17 protein-coding genes are annotated in these 18,603 nt (G+C 60.2%); 8 read left to right on the top strand and 9 right to left on the bottom strand.

What is annotated here, in order from left to right:
- Positions 1 to 45 precede the first annotated feature (45 nt).
- From C8K58_RS24790 to fabB, 5 genes are all read left to right on the top strand, one after another.
- On the top strand, positions 46 to 2,166 hold the full coding sequence (locus C8K58_RS24790; protein WP_319805411.1) for a TonB-dependent receptor domain-containing protein: 2,121 nt from the start codon (positions 46 to 48) through the stop codon (positions 2,164 to 2,166).
- Position 2,167: 1 nt separating this feature from the next.
- The gene (locus C8K58_RS24785; protein WP_027607072.1) at positions 2,168 to 3,097 is read left to right on the top strand and encodes an ABC transporter substrate-binding protein; all 930 of its coding nucleotides are present in this window, start codon (positions 2,168 to 2,170) and stop codon (positions 3,095 to 3,097) included.
- The gene (locus tag C8K58_RS24780; protein WP_108574509.1) at positions 3,094 to 4,995 is read left to right on the top strand and encodes an ATP-binding protein; all 1,902 of its coding nucleotides are present in this window, start codon (positions 3,094 to 3,096) and stop codon (positions 4,993 to 4,995) included. Before C8K58_RS24785 ends, C8K58_RS24780 begins: the two co-directional genes overlap by 4 nt.
- A 249-nt stretch (positions 4,996 to 5,244) precedes the next feature.
- Complete coding sequence (gene fabA, locus C8K58_RS24775) at positions 5,245 to 5,760, top strand: 3-hydroxyacyl-[acyl-carrier-protein] dehydratase FabA (protein ID WP_003210552.1); 516 nt, start codon at positions 5,245 to 5,247, stop codon at positions 5,758 to 5,760.
- 11 nt (positions 5,761 to 5,771) lie between these two features.
- Entirely contained in the window at positions 5,772 to 6,992 is a 1,221-nt protein-coding gene (gene fabB, locus C8K58_RS24770) for a beta-ketoacyl-ACP synthase I (RefSeq protein ID WP_027607070.1), read from the top strand.
- Positions 6,993 to 7,098: 106 nt separating this feature from the next.
- On the opposite strand, the gene C8K58_RS24765 is transcribed toward fabB, so the two are convergent.
- A complete protein-coding gene (locus C8K58_RS24765) occupies positions 7,099 to 8,121 on the bottom strand; it encodes an amidohydrolase family protein (protein ID WP_027607069.1) in 1,023 nt (340 codons plus the stop codon).
- Between the two features lie 140 nt (positions 8,122 to 8,261).
- On the opposite strand from C8K58_RS24765, the gene C8K58_RS24760 reads away from it, so the two are divergent.
- Positions 8,262 to 8,678: an OsmC family protein gene (locus tag C8K58_RS24760; RefSeq protein WP_027607068.1), complete on the top strand. Its 417-nt coding sequence runs from the start codon at positions 8,262 to 8,264 to the stop codon at positions 8,676 to 8,678.
- 64 nt (positions 8,679 to 8,742) lie between these two features.
- On the top strand, positions 8,743 to 9,609 hold the full coding sequence (locus C8K58_RS24755) for a pirin family protein (protein WP_027607067.1): 867 nt from the start codon (positions 8,743 to 8,745) through the stop codon (positions 9,607 to 9,609).
- Positions 9,610 to 9,655: 46 nt separating this feature from the next.
- Here the strand turns inward: C8K58_RS24755 and C8K58_RS24750 are convergent, their stop codons facing one another.
- The 4 genes from C8K58_RS24750 to C8K58_RS24735 all read right to left on the bottom strand — a co-directional run bounded on the left by C8K58_RS24750 (position 9,656) and on the right by C8K58_RS24735 (position 13,370).
- Positions 9,656 to 10,384 carry a dienelactone hydrolase family protein gene (locus tag C8K58_RS24750; protein ID WP_027607066.1) on the bottom strand — a complete coding sequence of 243 codons (729 nt, stop codon included), beginning with the start codon at positions 10,382 to 10,384 and terminating at the stop codon, positions 9,656 to 9,658.
- A gap of 66 nt (positions 10,385 to 10,450) precedes the next feature.
- Positions 10,451 to 12,355: a molecular chaperone HtpG gene (gene htpG / locus C8K58_RS24745; protein ID WP_027607065.1), complete on the bottom strand. Its 1,905-nt coding sequence runs from the start codon at positions 12,353 to 12,355 to the stop codon at positions 10,451 to 10,453.
- A gap of 89 nt (positions 12,356 to 12,444) precedes the next feature.
- Positions 12,445 to 12,897, bottom strand: a complete 453-nt coding sequence (locus C8K58_RS24740) for a PaaI family thioesterase (protein ID WP_027607064.1) — start codon at positions 12,895 to 12,897, stop codon at positions 12,445 to 12,447.
- Positions 12,894 to 13,370 carry a PaaI family thioesterase gene (locus tag C8K58_RS24735; protein ID WP_027607063.1) on the bottom strand — a complete coding sequence of 159 codons (477 nt, stop codon included), beginning with the start codon at positions 13,368 to 13,370 and terminating at the stop codon, positions 12,894 to 12,896. The genes C8K58_RS24740 and C8K58_RS24735 overlap by 4 nt, the downstream gene beginning before the upstream one ends.
- A gap of 158 nt (positions 13,371 to 13,528) precedes the next feature.
- Between C8K58_RS24735 and C8K58_RS24730 the strand changes: the two genes are divergently transcribed.
- Positions 13,529 to 13,780 carry a hypothetical protein gene (locus C8K58_RS24730; RefSeq protein ID WP_010211724.1) on the top strand — a complete coding sequence of 84 codons (252 nt, stop codon included), beginning with the start codon at positions 13,529 to 13,531 and terminating at the stop codon, positions 13,778 to 13,780.
- A 94-nt stretch (positions 13,781 to 13,874) separates the two neighbouring features.
- Here the strand turns inward: C8K58_RS24730 and C8K58_RS24725 are convergent, their stop codons facing one another.
- From C8K58_RS24725 to sucC, 4 genes are all read right to left on the bottom strand, one after another.
- A complete protein-coding gene (locus tag C8K58_RS24725; RefSeq protein ID WP_027607062.1) occupies positions 13,875 to 14,612 on the bottom strand; it encodes a DUF599 domain-containing protein in 738 nt (245 codons plus the stop codon).
- A 143-nt stretch (positions 14,613 to 14,755) separates the two neighbouring features.
- Positions 14,756 to 16,069, bottom strand: a complete 1,314-nt coding sequence (gene brnQ / locus C8K58_RS24720) for a branched-chain amino acid transport system II carrier protein (RefSeq protein WP_027607061.1) — start codon at positions 16,067 to 16,069, stop codon at positions 14,756 to 14,758.
- A 416-nt stretch (positions 16,070 to 16,485) separates the two neighbouring features.
- Entirely contained in the window at positions 16,486 to 17,367 is an 882-nt protein-coding gene (gene sucD, locus C8K58_RS24715; RefSeq protein ID WP_003172813.1) for a succinate--CoA ligase subunit alpha, read from the bottom strand.
- The gene (sucC, locus tag C8K58_RS24710; protein WP_003233235.1) at positions 17,367 to 18,533 is read right to left on the bottom strand and encodes an ADP-forming succinate--CoA ligase subunit beta; all 1,167 of its coding nucleotides are present in this window, start codon (positions 18,531 to 18,533) and stop codon (positions 17,367 to 17,369) included. The genes sucD and sucC overlap by 1 nt, the downstream gene beginning before the upstream one ends.
- Positions 18,534 to 18,603 lie beyond the last annotated feature (70 nt).

The following is an 18,603-nucleotide window of genomic DNA, read 5'->3' as shown; positions in this document are numbered from 1 at the left end:
CCTCGGTTAACATGGGCGGCTATCCGTCATTATCAAGGCCATGTCGTGTATTTGGGCCCTCCTTCCCGTTCATCTCTACTGCTTATGCTGTTGTGCAGTGCACCTGCGCTGGCTGACGACCTGTTCCTCGACAGCCAGCCGCTGCCGCAGGTATTGACCGCCACGCGTCTCAAGCAATCGGCGGCCGCCGTGCCGGGCAGCATGACCGTGATCGACAGCGAGTTGATCAAGGCCAGCGGCGCAAGGGACATCAGCGAGCTGCTGCGCCTGGTGCCGGGGATGATGGTCGGCTACACCACCGGCAACCAGGCGGCGGTGAACTACCACGGCACCAGCGCCAGCGATGCGCGCCGCATGCAGGTATTGATCGACGGGCGTTCGGTGTACCGCGCCGGCCTGGCCACGGTGGACTGGAGCGACATTCCGGTAGCAATGGAAGACATCGAGCGCATCGAGGTCTTCCGCGGCCCCAACACCGTCAGCTACGGGGCGAATGCCTTGATGGCGGTGGTCAATATCCTCACGCGCTCACCGGCCAACAGCCATGGCTCACGGGTGAAGGTGATTCGCGGTGAGCGCGGTATCAATGACTTTTATGCCAGCCAGGGCGTGGGCTGGGAAACCGGCGATCTGCGCCTGTCGCTGTCCGGGCAACAGGACGATGGCTTTGACAGCGATGCCGCTGGCGCCGACCGCCGCGACGGCCGTCGCCTCAACCGCTTCAGCCTGGCAGTGAGCCAGACCTTGAACGCGCAACAGAGTATCGACTGGCAACTGAATGCCAAGGAAGGCACCAACCAGCGCCCTTATACCTACACCCCGGTATTCGCCGGGATTACCGAGGGCGGCGACAATTCCGACGTCACGGCCAAGGACTACGCCGGTTCCCTGCGCTGGAACTTTGATTTCAACCCCGAGCACAGCCTGTATATCCAAGGCTCGGCCCAGCAGTGGGACCGCCGGCAAATCTGGAAGGCCTGTGACGCCAAGGTCTCGTTCAGCCCCGAGCTGACCCAGTTGTGGCAGCTCAACCCCAACTATGCCGAACGGCTGGCCCGGCATATGGACACCTACAGCCAGGGCACCGCGCCACCGGGCAGCGCCGCCGAACAAGCCTTGGCCAACCAGGTACTGGACCAGTGGCGCAACGGCGCCAACCAGAGCGTCTGCGGCGACATCGACCAGAGCACCCGCGAAAGCCGCTACGATGTGGAAATCCAGGACACCCTCAGCCTGTCCGACAGCCTGCGCCTGGTCAGCGGCATGAATTACCGCTACGACCGCGCCGACTCCGATACCTACTTCAACGGCACCCTGGACGACACCACCTGGCGCCTGTTCGGCCAGTTGGAATGGCGCGCCAGTGAACATTGGCTGCTGCAAGGCGGCGCCATGTTCGAAGACACGCACCTGAGCGGCCATTCGCTGACGCCCAGGGTGGCGGTCAACTATTTGATCAACCCGCGCCACGGCTTGCGCGCGGTGTACTCGGAAGCCATCCGTTCGCCGGACATGTTCGAGAACAATGTCAACTGGAGCTACCGCGTCACCAACCTCAGCTCACCGACCTATGGGCAGAGTTCCGGACAGTACTTCGTGAAGACGCGAGGCCCGGGCAACCTCGACAAAGAACTGATGCGCTCGCGGGAACTGGGCTACAACGGCTTCTTTGCCGACATCGGGCTGAACATGGACGTGAAGGTGTTCTACGACGAAATCACCGACATGATCAGCTCGCCGCTGCGCAATAACCAGTACATTGCCAGCAACGCCAACAGCTCACGCTTCACCGGCGCCGAGTCCCAGTTCGACTGGCGCGTGAGCAACGCCGACCGCCTGCGGCTGACTTACGCGTATGTCGACGCCACCACCAGCAACCCACTGGACAAAGCGCAGACCGCGCGTAACAGTGGCTCGGCCGGCTGGTTGCGCGAATGGGGCCAAGGTTGGTCCAGCGCGCTGTTCTACTATGGCGACGACGCACTCAACCAATATCGTTTCGAACGGGTCGACCTGCGGGTGGCCAAGCGCATTGCCCTGGGCAAAGCCAACGTGGAGCTGGCCGGCATGTTGCAACAACGCCTCGATAACCAGCCCACCACCTGGGCCGACAACACTTACGACCATCGTCACGTACTCTACTTCAGCGCGGAGTTAGAGTTCTGACATGGGCGACTCGTCACGGATGACCTTCTTCTTTATCTATAGGCTGCGGCAACTTGCCGGGCTGCTGGCCGGCCTGTTGCTGTGCGCACCGGCGTGGAGCGCCGAGATCCTGCTGACTGCCGCCGAAGACGGCGCCGGGGTGCAGGCCTTTACCCAGGCGCTGGCCCGGCAACGCCCCGAAGACCGCGTCACCTTCACGTCCCTCGGCGACTTGCCAGCACCCAGCCACCTGCCCGCCGGCACGCGCCTGATCCTGCTCGACCTGCCCGGCCTCGACTGGCGCCTGCGGGATACTCAAGGGCCGCCGACGCTGGTACTGCGCATCAGTCGGCTCCAAGCCCATCAGCGCCCGGACGCCTCACGGCACGCGCGGGTCAGCCTGTTGTGGAGCGACCCGCCGCTGGAGCGGCAGCTGCGCCTGATCAGCAGCGTCCTGCCCCAGGCACGGCGCATCGGCGTGCTCTACGGCACCGACAGCGAATTCCTGCTGCCCGAATTGCGCCAGCATGCGGCGGCCCTGGAGCTGGAGATCGTGCCGCAGCGCTGGGACAACACTAACGACAGTCGTCCGCTGCAAACCCTGTTCAGGAACAGCGACGTGCTGCTCGGCCTCGATGACCCGCAGCTGTACAACCCGAAGACCGCTAAAAACCTGCTGCTGAGCAGCTACGCCCAGCAATTGCCGCTGTTCGGGCCCAATGCAGGGTTTGTGCGCGCCGGCAGCCTCGCCAGCACCTACAGCGACCAGGACGATTGGCTGGCGGTACTCGATCGTTTGCTCGACCAGCCGCCGGCCGCTTGGCCACGCGCGCTGTACCCCGAACGCTTCAAAGTCGTGGGCAACGCGCAGGTCGCACGCTCACTGGGCATCGAACAGGTGGACGAAGCCAGCGTCGCCGCCCGAATGGCCGAAGGAGAAAAACGCCCATGACCTTGCGTCGTCGTTGGGACATCAATACCCGCACCCAGCTCATCACCCTGGGCCCGGCGCTGTTGCTGACGTTGCTGTTGATCAGCTTCTTCACCTTCGTGCGTATCCAGGACCTGCGCCAGGAACTGGACCACACCGGCCAATTGATCGCCAACCAACTGGCACCGGCCACCGAATATGGGGTGATCTCGGGCAACAACGATGTGCTCGACAGCCTGCTTCGCGCCACGCTGGCGACGCCCCATGTGCGTTTCCTGGAGATTCAGGACAGCAGCGAAAATATCCTGGTGTACGTCGAGCAACCCGCGGAGAAACACGACCGCGCGCTGTCGGTCAAAGTGTTCCAGGCACCGATCCGCCTGCAGCATATCCAGTTGGGCAATGACTTTTTCCAGGACAACCTCAACGAACCCAAGGCCCCCCGCGCGGACTACCTGGGCCGGGTGATCGTCGGCATGTCCAATGACGCCTTCAGCCAGCGCCAGCAGGAGATCCTGTTCAAGGCCGGTATCCTCGCGCTGTTCGCCCTGCTGTTTACGTTCCTGCTCGCCCGGCGCCTGGCGGCGAGCCTGTCGCAACCGATCAGCGCCATGGGCAATGCGGTCAAGGCCATCCAGCAGGGCGACTACAAGACGCCGCTGCCGATTGTGGATGACTCGGAGCTGGGCGACCTGTCGCGGCATATCAACAACCTCGCCGAAGGCCTCAACCAGGCCAGCCGCGAACAACAGCAGGCCATGGCCCAGTTGATCCAGACCCGCGAAGAGGCCGAACGGGCCAACAACGCCAAGTCAGACTTCCTGGCCATGATGAGCCACGAACTGCGCACGCCGATGAACGGCGTACTGGGCATGCTGCAACTGCTGGAAACCACCGAAATGACCGAGGAACAGACCGAATACGCGGCGCTGGCCTCCGAATCCACCGAGCATTTGCTCAAGGTGATCAACGACATTCTCGACTTCTCGCGCATCGAACGCGCGGCCCTGGAGCTGGAACATATCCCCTTCAACCTGGCCGACCTGATCAACAGTTGCGCCCAGGCCTTCCAGCACAGCGCCCAGCAGCGCGGGCTGGCGCTCAAGCTGTCGATCCCGCCCGGCATGGACGCACTGCGGGTACAGGGCGATCCGACGCGGATCCGCCAGATCCTGGTGAACCTGATCGGCAATGCCTTGAAGTTCACCGAACACGGCACCGTCAGCGTCGAGCCCCACTGGCAGGTGCTCGACCATGAGTTGGTGTGGTTCACCTGCACCGTGCGTGACAGCGGCATCGGGATTTCCGCCGAGCGCCTGGAATTGATGTTCGATGCGTTCCAGCAGGCCGACAGTTCCATTTCAAGACGTTACGGCGGTACCGGTCTCGGGCTGCCCATCGCCCGTACCCTGGCCGAACGCATGGGAGGCACGCTGCGCGCGCAGAGCGAAGAAGGCCGTGGCTCGGTGTTTACCCTGGAGATCCCGCTGGCCATCGACCCCCACAGCCAGCCGTCGATCGCCCTGGATGCCGAGGGCAAGCACAGCGCCGGCGAGGGTCGCCATGTGTTGCTGGTGGAGGACAATCCGGTCAACCGCACCGTGGTCGAAGCCATGCTGCGCAGCCTGGGCTTTGAAGTCAGCCTGGCCACCGATGGCGCCGAGGCGATCCGCAGTGCCGAGAGCCTGATCTTCACCGCGATCCTGATGGATTGTCGCCTGCCCCTGATCGACGGTTATGAAGCCACCCGGCAGATTCGCCAACTGCCCGGCTGCGCCGACCTGCCGATCATCGCCCTGACGGCCAACGCCTTGCAGGGCGACCGGGAAGCCTGCCTTGCGGCCGGAATGAACGATTACCTGGCCAAGCCGTTCAAACGCACGGATCTGCAGCAAATCCTGCAGCGCTGGGTGCAATAGCGGCGCGCCATCAGCCAACTCCGACTGGCGTGAAAGACGAAAGTGCGGCAGTCTTAGGCACCCGAACGGGCCCATAAACAGGCTCGGTTTAAAATTTCAGTGAACAAGTGTACATTCAGTACCTTGCCGCTGTGACTTTCACTACAACGCAATAGTCTATGTGTAGGCTGCCGACATGAGGCATGAACGCTTCATTCGGTTCGGGAAGATTTGCCCTACCCTGCCGCATGGGATTATTGAGGAGCTCGCATGACCAAACAAAACGCCTTTACTCGGGAAGACCTGCTGCGCTGCAGTCGCGGTGAGCTGTTCGGCCCAGGTAACGCGCAACTGCCCGCCCCGAACATGCTGATGGTGGATCGCATCACCCATATCAGCGAAGAGGGTGGCAAGTACGGCAAAGGTGAATTGGTCGCCGAGCTGGATATCACCCCGGACCTGTGGTTCTTCGCCTGTCACTTCGAAGGTGACCCTGTCATGCCGGGCTGCCTGGGCCTCGACGCCATGTGGCAACTGGTCGGCTTCTACCTGGGCTGGCAAGGCCTGCCAGGCCGTGGCCGCGCCCTGGGTTCGGGCGAAGTGAAGTTCTTTGGCCAGGTCCTGCCGACCGCCAAGAAAGTCACCTACAACATTCAAATCAAGCGCGTCCTCAAGGGCAAGCTGAACCTGGCCATCGCCGACGGTTCGGTGACTGTCGACGGTCGCGAGATCTATACTGCCGAAGGCCTTCGGGTCGGCGTATTTACTTCCACTGACAACTTTTAAGGGTTATCCGCATGCGCCGCGTCGTTATCACTGGTCTGGGCATTGTTTCTTGCCTGGGCAATGACAAAGAGACCGTCACCGCTAACCTGCGTGCAAGTCGCCCTGGCATCCGCTTCAACCCGGAATATGCCGAAATGGGTCTGCGTAGCCAGGTTTCCGGCTCCATCGACCTGCCCCTCGAAGAACTGATCGATCGCAAGATCTATCGCTTCGTGGGCCACGCTGCCGCCTACGCCTACCTGGCCATGAAAGACGCAATCGCCGACTCCGGCCTGAGCGAAGACCAAGTATCGAACGTACGCACCGGCCTGATCGCCGGCTCCGGCGGCGCATCGACCCTCAACCAGATGGAAGCGCTGGACATCCTGCGCGAAAAAGGCGTGAAGCGAGTTGGCCCGTACCGTGTCACACGGACCATGGGCAGCACCGTTTCGGCCTGCCTGGCCACGCCATTCCAGATCAAGGGCGTGAACTACTCGATCTCCTCCGCATGCGCCACCAGTGCACACTGCATCGGCACCGCCGTCGAGCAGATCCAACTGGGCAAGCAGGACATCGTGTTCGCCGGCGGCGGCGAAGAAGAACATTGGAGCCAGTCGTTCCTGTTCGACGCCATGGGTGCCCTGTCCACCCAGTACAACGAAACCCCGGAAAAAGCCTCCCGCGCCTACGATGCCAAGCGTGACGGTTTCGTCATCGCCGGCGGTGGCGGCATGGTGGTGGTCGAGGAGCTGGAGCACGCCCTGGCCCGTGGCGCCAAGATCTACGCGGAAATCGTTGGCTACGGCGCTACTTCCGATGGCTACGACATGGTTGCGCCAAGCGGTGAAGGCGCCATCCGTTGCATGCAGATGGCCATGTCCACCGTGGACACCCCGATCGACTACCTGAACACCCACGGCACCTCGACTCCGGTCGGCGACGCCAAGGAAATGGAAGGTGTACGCGCGGTGTTCGGCGACAAGGCACCGGCCATCAGCTCCACCAAGAGCCTGTCGGGTCACTCCCTGGGCGCCGCCGGCGTTCACGAAGCGATCTACTGCCTGCTGATGATGGAAGGCAACTTCATGGCCGGCTCGGCCAACATCGACGAGATCGACCCGGTCGTCGCCGATATGCCGATCCTGACCAAGACGGTTGAAAACGTCAAAGTCGACACCGTGATGAGCAACAGCTTCGGCTTCGGTGGCACTAACGCCACCCTGGTGCTGAAACGCTGGCAGGGTAAGTAAGCCCCGCAGGTTGATCACCTGAAAAAGCCCCGACTGGTTCGGGGCTTTTTTATGGGCGACTGGATTTGAGACCGCAACCGCATTTGCGTGAGACGAAAACGCAATATCAACGCGCCCCCTCATCGCCGCGAGGTTTAGGCAGGATGGCCAGGAAGTTGTCCCTCGCCACTTTGTGGGCAACGTCTTCAGGCAATGCATCAAGGAAGACATCAAAGCGGTGCATTTCCTCACCCAGCTTGCTGAAACGCCCGACGACATCCGAACCCAGCATAAAGCGCTCCGGGAAGCGTTCCACCAGCGTTACCCACTCCGGCCGAGGCTTGCCCCCATCATCCAGCAAGTACGGCGTGAGCATGCTCCAGGACAGGTCGATATACAGGTTGGGGTAAGCCTCGAGCATACGGCTCAAGGTGGGCAGCAAAAAGTCCATTTGCACCTGGTGGCGGTGAATTTCCTTGCTGGTGCCGGCGTGAGCCCAGATAAAGCGAGTGTGCGGGTGGTTGCGCAGCGGCTCTTCGATTTCGGCCAAATACAGCGGGTTACGCTCGCGCTTGGAGGTGATGTTGGAGTGCAGCATCACCGGCAAGTCGTTTTCCGCCGCCAGGTGATAGATGCGCGTCATGGCCTCGTTGTTGGCGCGCGGGGTATCCCCCGATGTGAGGGCGGTAAGGTCGTCGTGGCGGGTAAACACTTCACCGATGCCTTGCCACAGCCCCGGGTTGAGGTCGAGCATGCGCTGGATATGGGCATCCGAGTTCTTGTCATTGGGGTTGAAGCCGGACAGAAACGGATGAAAGTGCTGGCGCTGTTCAGGCGTCAGTTTATTTACCGCTGCGGCGACAATCACGTCGGTGGCGCTGTACCAATAGGCATCTGCGTCATCACCGGCGTAGTAGCGCGGGCGCTTGGGTTCGTCTTCGTGCCATTTCTTTGCGACGGGAATGCCGGAAATCATGACATGCTCGATGCGATTATCTGCCATCGCCTTGAGCAATGTGTCCATCCCCGCCGTTTCCTGGAAGAAATCCACGTAATGCAGGTGGGCATCGCTGTAGGCATAGTCGCGAGCCTGTGTCGCAAGGCTGTTGGCGGCGAGCAACAGGGCGAGACTCAAGCGGGTCCAGGGCACGGTATAACCTCGATAAGGGCGAATACCGGTAGACCTTGCGTGCCATACCGGGGTTCAGCCGGCAAAAAATGTGGAACACCCCCGTGCCAGCATGCTCTATAACTGCATGACCTTCCTTCTGCCACCCCGTGAGGTTTGCCATGCCTGTTACCGTCAATACGCTGAACGCCGACAACTTCCGCCACAGCGTCAATATCAATAACCACGAGCTGTTTACCGACCTGCCCAAGAGCCTGGGTGGTGACGACTCGGCGCCCTCCCCCCACGATTACTTCGACGCCGCGCTGGCATCGTGCAAGGCGCTGACCGTCAAGCTCTACGCCCAGAAAAAAGACATCCCCCTGACCGGCGTGACCGTGGAAGTCACCCACGACGCCACCGAAGAACAAAAGGGCAAATACAGGCTCAACGTCAAGCTGACGCTCAAGGGCGTACTCACCGACGAACAGCGCGACGAGCTGCACCGCGTGGCCGATCGCTGCCCGGTACACAAGCTGATGACCACCGCCGAGGTCACCATCGAAACCCGCCTCTCTGAAGGCGCGTTCAGCCAATAGCGGCAACCTCCCGTCGAGCGGGTTATGCTCATTACCCTACAACCCGCTCAGACTGGGACGCACCATGACCACCCTCACCGTGATCCGCCCACGCCCCGAAGATGTCGAAGGCCAGCCGATCCTGCGCCCGCTGCCCTCGCGGGAATGTCGCAGCGTCGGGCCCTTTGTGTTTTTCGACCATATGCTGCCGACCCGCTATGCACCGGGCAGCGGGATGAACATCCGCCAGCACCCCCATATCGGCCTGTCCACCCTCACCTATCTGTTCGAAGGCGCACTGCAGCACAAGGACAGCCTGGGGTCGGATCAGGTGGTAGAGGCCGGCGATGTCAGCTGGATGACCGCAGGCAGTGCAATCGCCCATGTCGAGCGCACACCCGAGGCACTCAAGGCCCGTGGTTTCAGCATGCATGGCCTGCAAGTATGGCTGGCATCGCCCAAGGACCACGAAGAGGGGCCTGGACACTACAGCCATCACCCTGCGGCGAGCCTGCCGGTGAGTGACAACCTGGGCGTGCGGATTCGCCTGATCGCCGGCAGTGGCTTCTGCCTCAAGTCACCGGTGCCGGTGCTGTCGCCTACGTTGTATGCAGATGTACACATGCAAACGGCCACGACCCTGCTGATTCCTGACGAGCACGAGGAACGCGCGGTGTATGTGCTGGAGGGTGAAGCCCAGTTGGAGGGTGAGCAGCTTGAGGTGCACAGCCTGGTGGTATTGCCGGCCGGGCAGGTAATGACCCTGTTCGCCGAAAGCGATTGCCAGTTGGTGGTGTTGGGCGGAGCACCGCTGGATGGGCCACGGCGGATCAATTGGAATTTTGTCGCGAGCGATCCGCTGAAGATCGAGCAGGCCAGGCAGCGCTGGGCCGCTGGGGATTGGCCGACGGTGCCGGGTGAAACCGAAAGAATTGAGTTGCCGGTGAGATAGCTATCGGGGGCAAGCCCCCGATGACGCTGGAACAGGCGCTGAAGATTCAGCCCTTGAACACTTCATCCAGCAAGTTATGCATCGACCGGAACGCCCGTGCAGCGGTCTTGGCGTCATACATCATCTTGCCCGGCACATTGGCGTGCGGGTCGGTGAAGGAATGCACCGCACCGCCGTAGCTCAGCAATTGCCAGTCCACGCCGGCCGCGTTCATTTCATCTTCGAACGCCGGCAGTTGCTCTTTCGGCACCAACGGGTCGGAAGCACCGTGCAGCACCAGCACTGAACCCTTGATGTTTTTCGCATCTGCCGGGTTCGGCGTGTCGAGGGTGCCGTGGAACGATACGGCAGCCTTCAATGGCGCACCGGTCCGTGCCAGCTCCAGGGAGCAGCAACCGCCGAAGCAGAAACCAAAGGTGGCCAGCTTAGAGGTGTCCACTGCCGCTTCGGTCTGGCCCTGCAGCTGCTCAAGGGCAGCCTGCATGCGTTTGTTCAGCAACGGGCGATCATTCTTCAACGGCATCATTGCGGCACCGGCTTCATCGCCATTCGACGGGCGCACGGTTTGCCCGTAGAGGTCGGCGATCAGCACCACGTAGCCCTTGGCGGCAACGCTCTTGGCGATCTCCTCGGCACCCGCACTAACCCCCATCCAGTTCGGCGCCATCAGCAGGCCGGGCAGCGGGTTCTTTTGGCTGGCATCGAACGCCAGGCGGCTTTCATAAGACTGGCCATCAATCTGATAGACCACGGAACGCACGGTGACTTGGCTCATCATTTTCTCCAGTTAGGGTGCACTAGAACGAAAAAACCCGCCGAAGCGGGTTTTTCTACAACGGTATCAAACCGACAGTTCAACCAACAGCTTGTTCAGTCGGCGCACGTAGGCGGCCGGGTCCTTGAGGCTGTCGCCAGCGGCCAGGGCCGCCTGGTCGAAGAGGATGTGGGACAGGTCGCCAAAGCGCTCTTCGCTCTGCTCGCCGTCGAGTTTCTCGATCAACGGGTGAGCCGGGTTGAATTCGAAGATCGGCTTGGAGTCCGGGACCTTCTGGCCGCTGGCTTCGAGAATCTGGCGCATCTGCATGCCCAGGTCCTGCTCGCCGATGGCCAGGATCGCCGGGGAATCAGTCAGACGATGGGAAACCCGCACTTCGCTGACGGCATCGCCCAGGGACGCCTTGATCCGCTCAACCAGGCCTTCTTTGGCCTTGGCGACTTCCTCGGCTTCTTTCTTCTCTTCCTCGGAGTCCAGGTTACCCAGGTCCAGGTCGCCACGGGCCACGTCGACAAAGGATTTGCCGTCGAACTCGTTGAGGTAGCTCATCAGCCACTCATCGATACGGTCGGTCAGCAGCAGCACTTCGATGCCTTTCTTGCGGAAGACTTCCAGGTGCGGGCTGTTCTTGACCTGTGCGTAGGTTTCGCCGGTCAGGTAGTAAATCTTGTCCTGGCCTTCCTTGGCACGTGCCAGGTACTCGGCCAGGGACACCACCTGCTCGCCCTCTTCACCCTGGGTGGAAGCAAAGCGCAACAGACCGGCGATTTTTTCCTTGTTGGCAAAATCTTCCGCCGGGCCTTCTTTCATGACCTGGCCGAAGTTTTTCCAGAAGCCCTTGTATTGCTCTGGCTCGTTCTTCGCCAGTTTTTCCAGCATGTCGAGCACGCGCTTGGTCAGCGCCGACTTCATGGAATCGATGATCGGGTCTTTTTGCAGGATTTCCCGCGACACGTTCAGCGACAGGTCATTGGAGTCGACCACGCCCTTGATAAAGCGCAGGTACAGCGGCAGGAACGACTCCGCCTGGTCCATCACGAACACGCGCTGCACGTACAGCTTCAGGCCCTTCGGCGCTTCACGCTGGTACAGGTCGAACGGCGCACGGGCCGGCACGTAGAGCAGCGAGCTGTATTCCAGCTTGCCTTCGACCTTGTTATGGCTCCAGCTCAGCGGGTTTTCGTAGTCGTGACCGATGTGCTTGTAGAACTCCTGGTATTCCTCGTCCTTGATCTCGGTACGCGGACGGGTCCACAGGGCACTGGCGCGATTGACGGTTTCCCATTCCTGGGCAGGCTTCTCTTCACCTTCGGCAGCCGTTTGTTCTTTCGGCAGCTCGATCGGCAAGGCGATATGGTCGGAGTACTTCTTGATGATATTGCGCAGGCGCCAGCCATCGGCAAATTCGTCTTCACCGGATTTGAGGTGCAGGACGATGCGGGTACCACGGTCAGCCTTGTCGACGGTGGCGATTTCAAATTCGCCCTCGCCCTTGGAAGCCCAGTGCACGCCTTCGCTGGCGTCAAGGCCGGCACGACGGCTGAACACTTCAACCTTGTCGGCCACGATGAAGGCCGAGTAGAAGCCCACACCGAACTGGCCGATCAGGTGCGAATCTTTCTTCTGGTCGCCGGACAGGTTTTTCATGAAGTCGGCGGTACCGGATTTGGCGATGGTCCCCAGGTGGGTAATCGCATCTTCACGGCTCATGCCGATACCGTTGTCTTCGAGGGTGACGGTATTGGCGTCTTTGTCGAAGCTCACACGGATTTTCAGTTCCGCGCCGCCTTCCAGCAGTTCAGGCTTGGACAGGGCTTCGAAACGTAATTTGTCGACAGCGTCAGAGGCGTTCGAGATCAATTCGCGAAGGAAGATTTCCTTGTTGGAATACAGCGAATGGATCATGAGGTGCAGCAGTTGCTTCACCTCGGTCTGGAAGCCCAGGGTTTCCTTTTGAGTTTCCACACTCATGGTCATCAAACTCCAATTGGATGGCAGTGGCCGCGCCCTGAAGGGTTGGCGGCGGGTTGTCATCAAAGTTGGGGGCTAAGAGCAGGATTTCAAGGGCGGACCACGTCCTCGATCTTGAAATGCGCACGGGCGGTGGCGATGGGCTCGGCGGCGGTGGTTTGCCAGGCGGTGATCGCCACATTCGCCACACGTCGGCCCTGGCGCCACACCTGGCATTTGGCGTAAGTGTCGCGAAACTGGCCGGCGCGCAGGTAATCGAGGGAGAAATCGATGATTTTCGGGAGGCCCGGCGCTCCGGTAAACACCAGCAGGTGCAACGCCGCTGCCAGCTCCATGAAGCCGGCAATCACCCCGCCGTGAAGCGCCGGCAATATGGGGTTACCAATATTGTCCTCGTGGGCCGGCAGGCGAAACAGCAATTCATCCCCCAGCCGGGTGCATTCGATACCGATCAGTTTGGCGTAGGGGATCAGGTCCAGCAGCGCCTCGTAGCTGCCGCGCTGATGGGCCTGTTCCAGGCGGGTCTTGAATCGATGGGTCATGCCTGCTCTCCCTTGATGGCGCGCCCCAACCCTTGGGTGCCCTTGAGACGCTTGCCCATGCGCATGAAGGTGCCCACCACATGGGCGATGGGTTGTTGCGGGTCGTCCTGATAGGCAAAACCACGGGTGAAGATCACGTCGGTGGTCACCCGGTAGCACTGGGCGAAACCATATACCGGCTTATGCGGCTCGGCGGGATGCATATAGTCGACACGCAGGTCCAGGGTCGGGCACACCTCGAACTCCGGCAGGACACACAGGGTGGCCATGCCGCAGGCGGTATCCATCAAGGATGTCAACGCGCCACCGTGGATCACGCCGGTCTGGGGATCACCCACCAACTGCGGCGCGTAAGGCATGACCAACGTGATGCCCTCCTCGCTGGCATGATGAACGCTGATACCCAGCACCTGACAATGGCGCAAGGCCGAGACAAAGCGCGTCGCGCGCTCTAACAAGGGATTTTCGGTCATTCGTTGCAGACTCTTATTAGTGTTGATGGGCGAAATAGACGGTGCGGGCGAAAGTTCCTTTGAGGTCGTTGTTTATATATCTGTGGAATAAAAGGAACTAATGCTGAACGGCCATGCTCGAAAGGCCAGTAGATATCTTCACTAAGGAGAAACACCCCATGCGTAAGACTTTAGCTATTTCCATGATGTTGGCCGCTGCCCTCGGTCTCGCTGCTTGCGACAAGAAATCCGAAGACAAAGCCCAAGATGCAGCAGCGCATTCTGAGCAAGCTCAAAAAGACATGGCGAAAGCTCAGGATAAAGTGAACGACGCTGCGAAAGAAAACGCCGATGCTGCCAAAGCTCAGGCTGAATCGAACGAAGCCGCCGCAAAAGAAGCAGCACCAGCTACTCCTGCCACCGGTTCCTGATACCGCGGCATGAAATAGCTTCGCTGCAAAAAGAAAGCCCGCTTATATAGCGGGCTTTACTTTGCCTGTTGTTTTTAACTCAGCGCGTCACGCATTAAATCTCCTCTTTGGCGGGCTCAGGCATCGGTGTATCCGTCTGCGTATACACCATCACTTGCAGTACGTCGGAATGAAACTCCCGGCGATACAACACGAACACCACCCCGGCACTCATCAACATGAACAACCAGGGGCTGACGAACCACGCCAGCATGGTCATGCCGAAGTAATAAGAACGCAGGCCAAAGTTGAACTGGTTGGCGGCCATGGAAATCACTCGCGCCGCACGCAGGGCAAACGCCTTGCGCTCCTGCTCCGACACATGCCGCTCACCGATCATCGGTGCCGACCCGACCAGCACCGCGGCAAAGTTGTACTGGCGCATGCACCAACTGAAGGTGAAGAAGGCATAGACAAAGACCAGCGCCAGGCAGAGCAGCTTGATCTCCGACATGCCCTGGGAGGCCTGCTGCACCATGGGTATGTCCGCCAGCAATGACACCGCCCGCTCGGAGGCCCCCAGCACCGTGAGAATGCCGGCGAGGATGATCAAGGTGCTGGAGGCGAAGAATGAGGCATTACGCTCCAGGTTGCCGATCACACTGGCGTCGGCGATGCGGTTGTCACGCAGCAGCATACGACGCATCCAGTCTTCGCGATACAAATGCAGCACGCTGGCCAGGCACGCGGTGTCTCGGGCTTTCCAGGTGGCATAACGGGTGTAGCCGCCCCAGCACAGGATGAACCAGAGGGCAGCAAGCAGGTGGATCTGATTGGCTTCGACGAACGACATGCGGGTCCTTGCAGAAAGAAGATTGAGAAACTTTTTGCGTCTGTTCGACGTTAGCGCAGAGAAAAAGACACTGCCTTGCGCTCAAAAAAAATGCCCCGTATCAATCGATACGGGGCATTTCAGTGCAAGCCGAAGCCCGCGAGTTAAGCGATAGCTTCACTACGCTTGCCGAGCACTCGGTCGACCACCACAGCCACGACCAGCGTCATCACCGAGGGCACCAGCCACGCCAGGCCTTGCTCACTCAGCGGCAGGTTCGCCAACTGCGAAGGCATCCAACCCGCCAGACCCGCGCCCTTGAGCGCGTCGATGCAGCCAAAGATGAACGACACCAGCATCACCGGACCGACGATACGGCCCTGCTCCTGCCAGAAGTCTTTGCAGAAACTCAACGCCACCAGCACGATGCACGGCGGGTAGATCGCAGTGAGTACCGGGATCGAGAACGCAATCAGCTTGGTCAGGCCCAGGTTCGACACGAACAGCGAGAACAGCGCCAGAATGACGACCAGCGCCTTGTAGGATAGCGGCAGGATTTTGCTGAAGTACTCGGCACACGCGCAGGTCAGGCCGACGGCTGTGACCAGGCATGCCAGGGAGATCAATACAGCCAGGAACCCACTGCCCAGGGAACCGAAGGTGTGCTGAACATAAGCGTGCAGCACTGCGGCGCCATTGGCCGCGCCGGCAGCGACTTCATGGCTGCCCGACCCGAGGCGGAACAGGCTGACATACACCAGCGCCAAACCGACGCCGGCAATCAACCCGGCAATGATCGCGTAGCGGGTGATCAGCTTGGGCGATTCGACACCACGGGAACGGATCGCATTGACGATCACAATGCCAAACACCAGCGCACCCAGGGTATCCATGGTCAAGTAGCCATTGATAAAGCCCTGGGAAAACGGTGCGGCGACGTATTCCGGGGTGGCGACACCCACCTCACCAGCCGGCAGGGCAAACGCGGCAATGCCGAGGATGGCCAGGGCGATGATCTTCAGCGGCGCCAGGAAGCGACCCACGGTGTCCAGCAGTCGGCCTGGGTACAGGGAGACAAAGAACACCACCAGGAAATACACCGAGCTGTAGAGGAACAACGCCAGCGGGCTTTCGCCGGTCAGCGGCGCCAGGCCCACTTCAAACGACACGGTCGCGGTACGCGGGGTGGCGAACAGCGGCCCTACCGCCAGATACGCCGCCGCCGCGAGCAGGCCACCGGCGATCTTGCCGATCGGGCTGCTCAGCGCGTCCATGCCGCCTCCGACCTTGGCCAGGGCGATCACAGTGACCACCGGCAGGCCAACGGCGGTGATCAGGAAGCCCAGCGCCGCCATCCAGACATGAGGCCCGGACTGCAAACCAACGATAGGCGGGAAGATGATGTTGCCGGCGCCCACGAACAGGGCGAAGGTCATGAAGCCCAACGCCAGGATGTCCTGGCTTTTCAACACTTTCATTTGAGGAAATACCACACTACTGAATCGGAATTTAGAGAGGGATTCCCTATGGATGAGGGAAATGCTGCCGGCCCTTATGGGCACCGGCCGGTCTAGCGCGCAGCTTCCTTTTGGGAGGCGGACGCATAAAGAGGCGGCTAGGGTACAGAATTAGCCTGACAAACGCACTGTTGCGGGGCGGACTGTCCGATAAGCGACATCTCGATGTCGCGTTTTCATACTTAATTTGGCAATACAAACAAAATTGTGGGAGGGGGCTTGCCCCCGATAGCGGTGCGTCAGTCCCACATTAGCTGGCTGATGCACTGCAATCGGGGAAAGCCTCCTCCCACATTTGAATCGTCAACAATCTGCAGAATGCACAAAGGCCACCCGAAGGTGGCCTTTGCTGGTAAAGCGTCAGCTAAGCGCGAGGCTTACTTGACAGCCCAACCGGTCAGCTCGGCCAAAGCCTTGCCGATGTCTGCCAGCGAACGCACGGTTTTAACGCCTGCGTCTTGCAGTGCAGCGAATTTCTCGTCTGCAGTGCCTTTGCCGCCAGAGATGATTGCGCCCGCATGGCCCATGCGCTTGCCCGCAGGGGCAGTCACACCAGCGATGTAGGAAACAACCGGCTTGGTCACGTGTGCCTTGATGTAGGCAGCCGCTTCTTCTTCAGCCGAACCGCCGATCTCACCGATCATCACGATCGCTTCGGTCTTCGGGTCTTCCTGGAACAGCTTCAGGATATCGATGAAGTTGGAGCCCGGGATCGGGTCACCGCCGATGCCGACGCAAGTCGACTGACCGAAACCGGCGTCAGTGGTCTGCTTCACAGCTTCGTAGGTCAGGGTGCCGGAACGGGAAACGATACCGACTTTACCTGGCAAGTGAATGTGACCTGGCATGATGCCGATCTTGCATTCGCCTGGAGTGATCACGCCTGGGCAGTTAGGGCCGATCAGGACTACGCCCAGCTCGTCGCACTTAACTTTAGCGTCCAGCATGTCCAGGGTAGGAATGCCTTCGGTGATGCACACGATCAGCTTGATGCCGCCGAATGCCGCTTCCAGGATCGAGTCCTTGCAGAAAGGAGCTGGAACGTAGATCACGCTGGCGGTGGCGCCAGTGGCAGCTACAGCGTCTTTCACGGTGTTGAACACTGGCAGGCCCAGGTGCTCGGTGCCGCCTTTGCCCGGGGTTACGCCGCCAACCATCTTGGTGCCGTATTCGATGGCTTGCTGGGTGTGGAAACTACCTTGCGAACCGGTAATACCCTGGCAGATAACTTTGGTGTCTTTATTGATCAGGACGCTCATTATTTGCCCTCCGCAGCTTTGACAACTTGTTGAGCAGCGTCGGTCAGGCTGGTAGCCGCGATGATGTTCAAACCGCTTTCTGCCAGTACTTTAGCGCCCAGTTCAGCATTGTTGCCTTCAAGGCGAACAACAACCGGGATTTTAACGCCGACTTCTTTCACTGCACCGATGATGCCTTCGGCAATCATGTCGCAACGAACGATGCCGCCGAAGATGTTGACCAGTACTGCAGCGACGTTGGAGTCGGACAGGATGATCTTGAAGGCTTCGGTTACGCGTTCTTTGGTAGCACCACCGCCCACGTCGAGGAAGTTGGCTGGTTTGCCGCCATGCAGGTTGACGATGTCCATGGTACCCATGGCCAGGCCGGCACCGTTGACCATGCAACCGATGTTACCTTCCAGGGCTACGTAGTTCAGTTCGAACTTGGCAGCGTGCGCTTCGCGCGGATCGTCCTGGGACGGATCGTGGAAAGTCTTCAGCTTAGGCTGACGGTACATGGCGTTGGCGTCGATGTTGATCTTGGCGTCGAGGCAGTGCAGATCGCCATCAGCCTTGATCACCAGCGGGTTCACTTCCAGCAGGGCCAGATCGTGATCCTGGAACAGCTTGGCCAGACCTACGAAGATCTTGGCGAACTGGGCAACTTGCTTGCCTTCCAGGCCCAGCTGGAAAGCCAGCTCGCGACCCTGGAATGGCTGGGCGCCAACCAGTGGATCGATAGTGGCTTTCAGGATTTTTTCTGGGGTTTCGTGAGCGATCTTCTCGATGTCCACGCCACCTTCGGTGGAAGCCATGAACACGATGCGACGGCTCGAACGGTCAACGACAGCGCCCAGGTACAGCTCTTTAGCGATATCAGTGCACGATTCAACCAGGATCTTGGTGACTGGCTGGCCATTGGCATCAGTCTGGTAAGTCACCAGACGCTTGCCCAGCCACTGCTGTGCGAAGGCCTTGGCGTCTTCTTTGCTGCGAACCAGCTTAACGCCGCCCGCTTTACCGCGACCACCAGCGTGGACCTGGGCTTTGACAACCCACTCGGTGCCGCCGATTTTGTCGCAAGCTTCTGCTGCTGCTTCCGGGGTGTCTACTGCGTAGCCCTTGGAAACTGGCAGGCCGTATTCAGCGAACAGCTGCTTACCCTGATACTCGTGAAGATTCATGCTTTTTACCGTCTTCGTTAGGTACTGCGCATTCGGCGCTGCGCTCATTATGAGTGCCGCGCCACCTGTG

It is taken from the genome of Pseudomonas sp. GV047, from assembly GCF_003058245.1.
Classification (GTDB): Bacteria; Pseudomonadota; Gammaproteobacteria; order Pseudomonadales; family Pseudomonadaceae; genus Aquipseudomonas; species Aquipseudomonas marginalis.
This window is presented reverse-complemented; position numbering and strand designations above follow the sequence as displayed.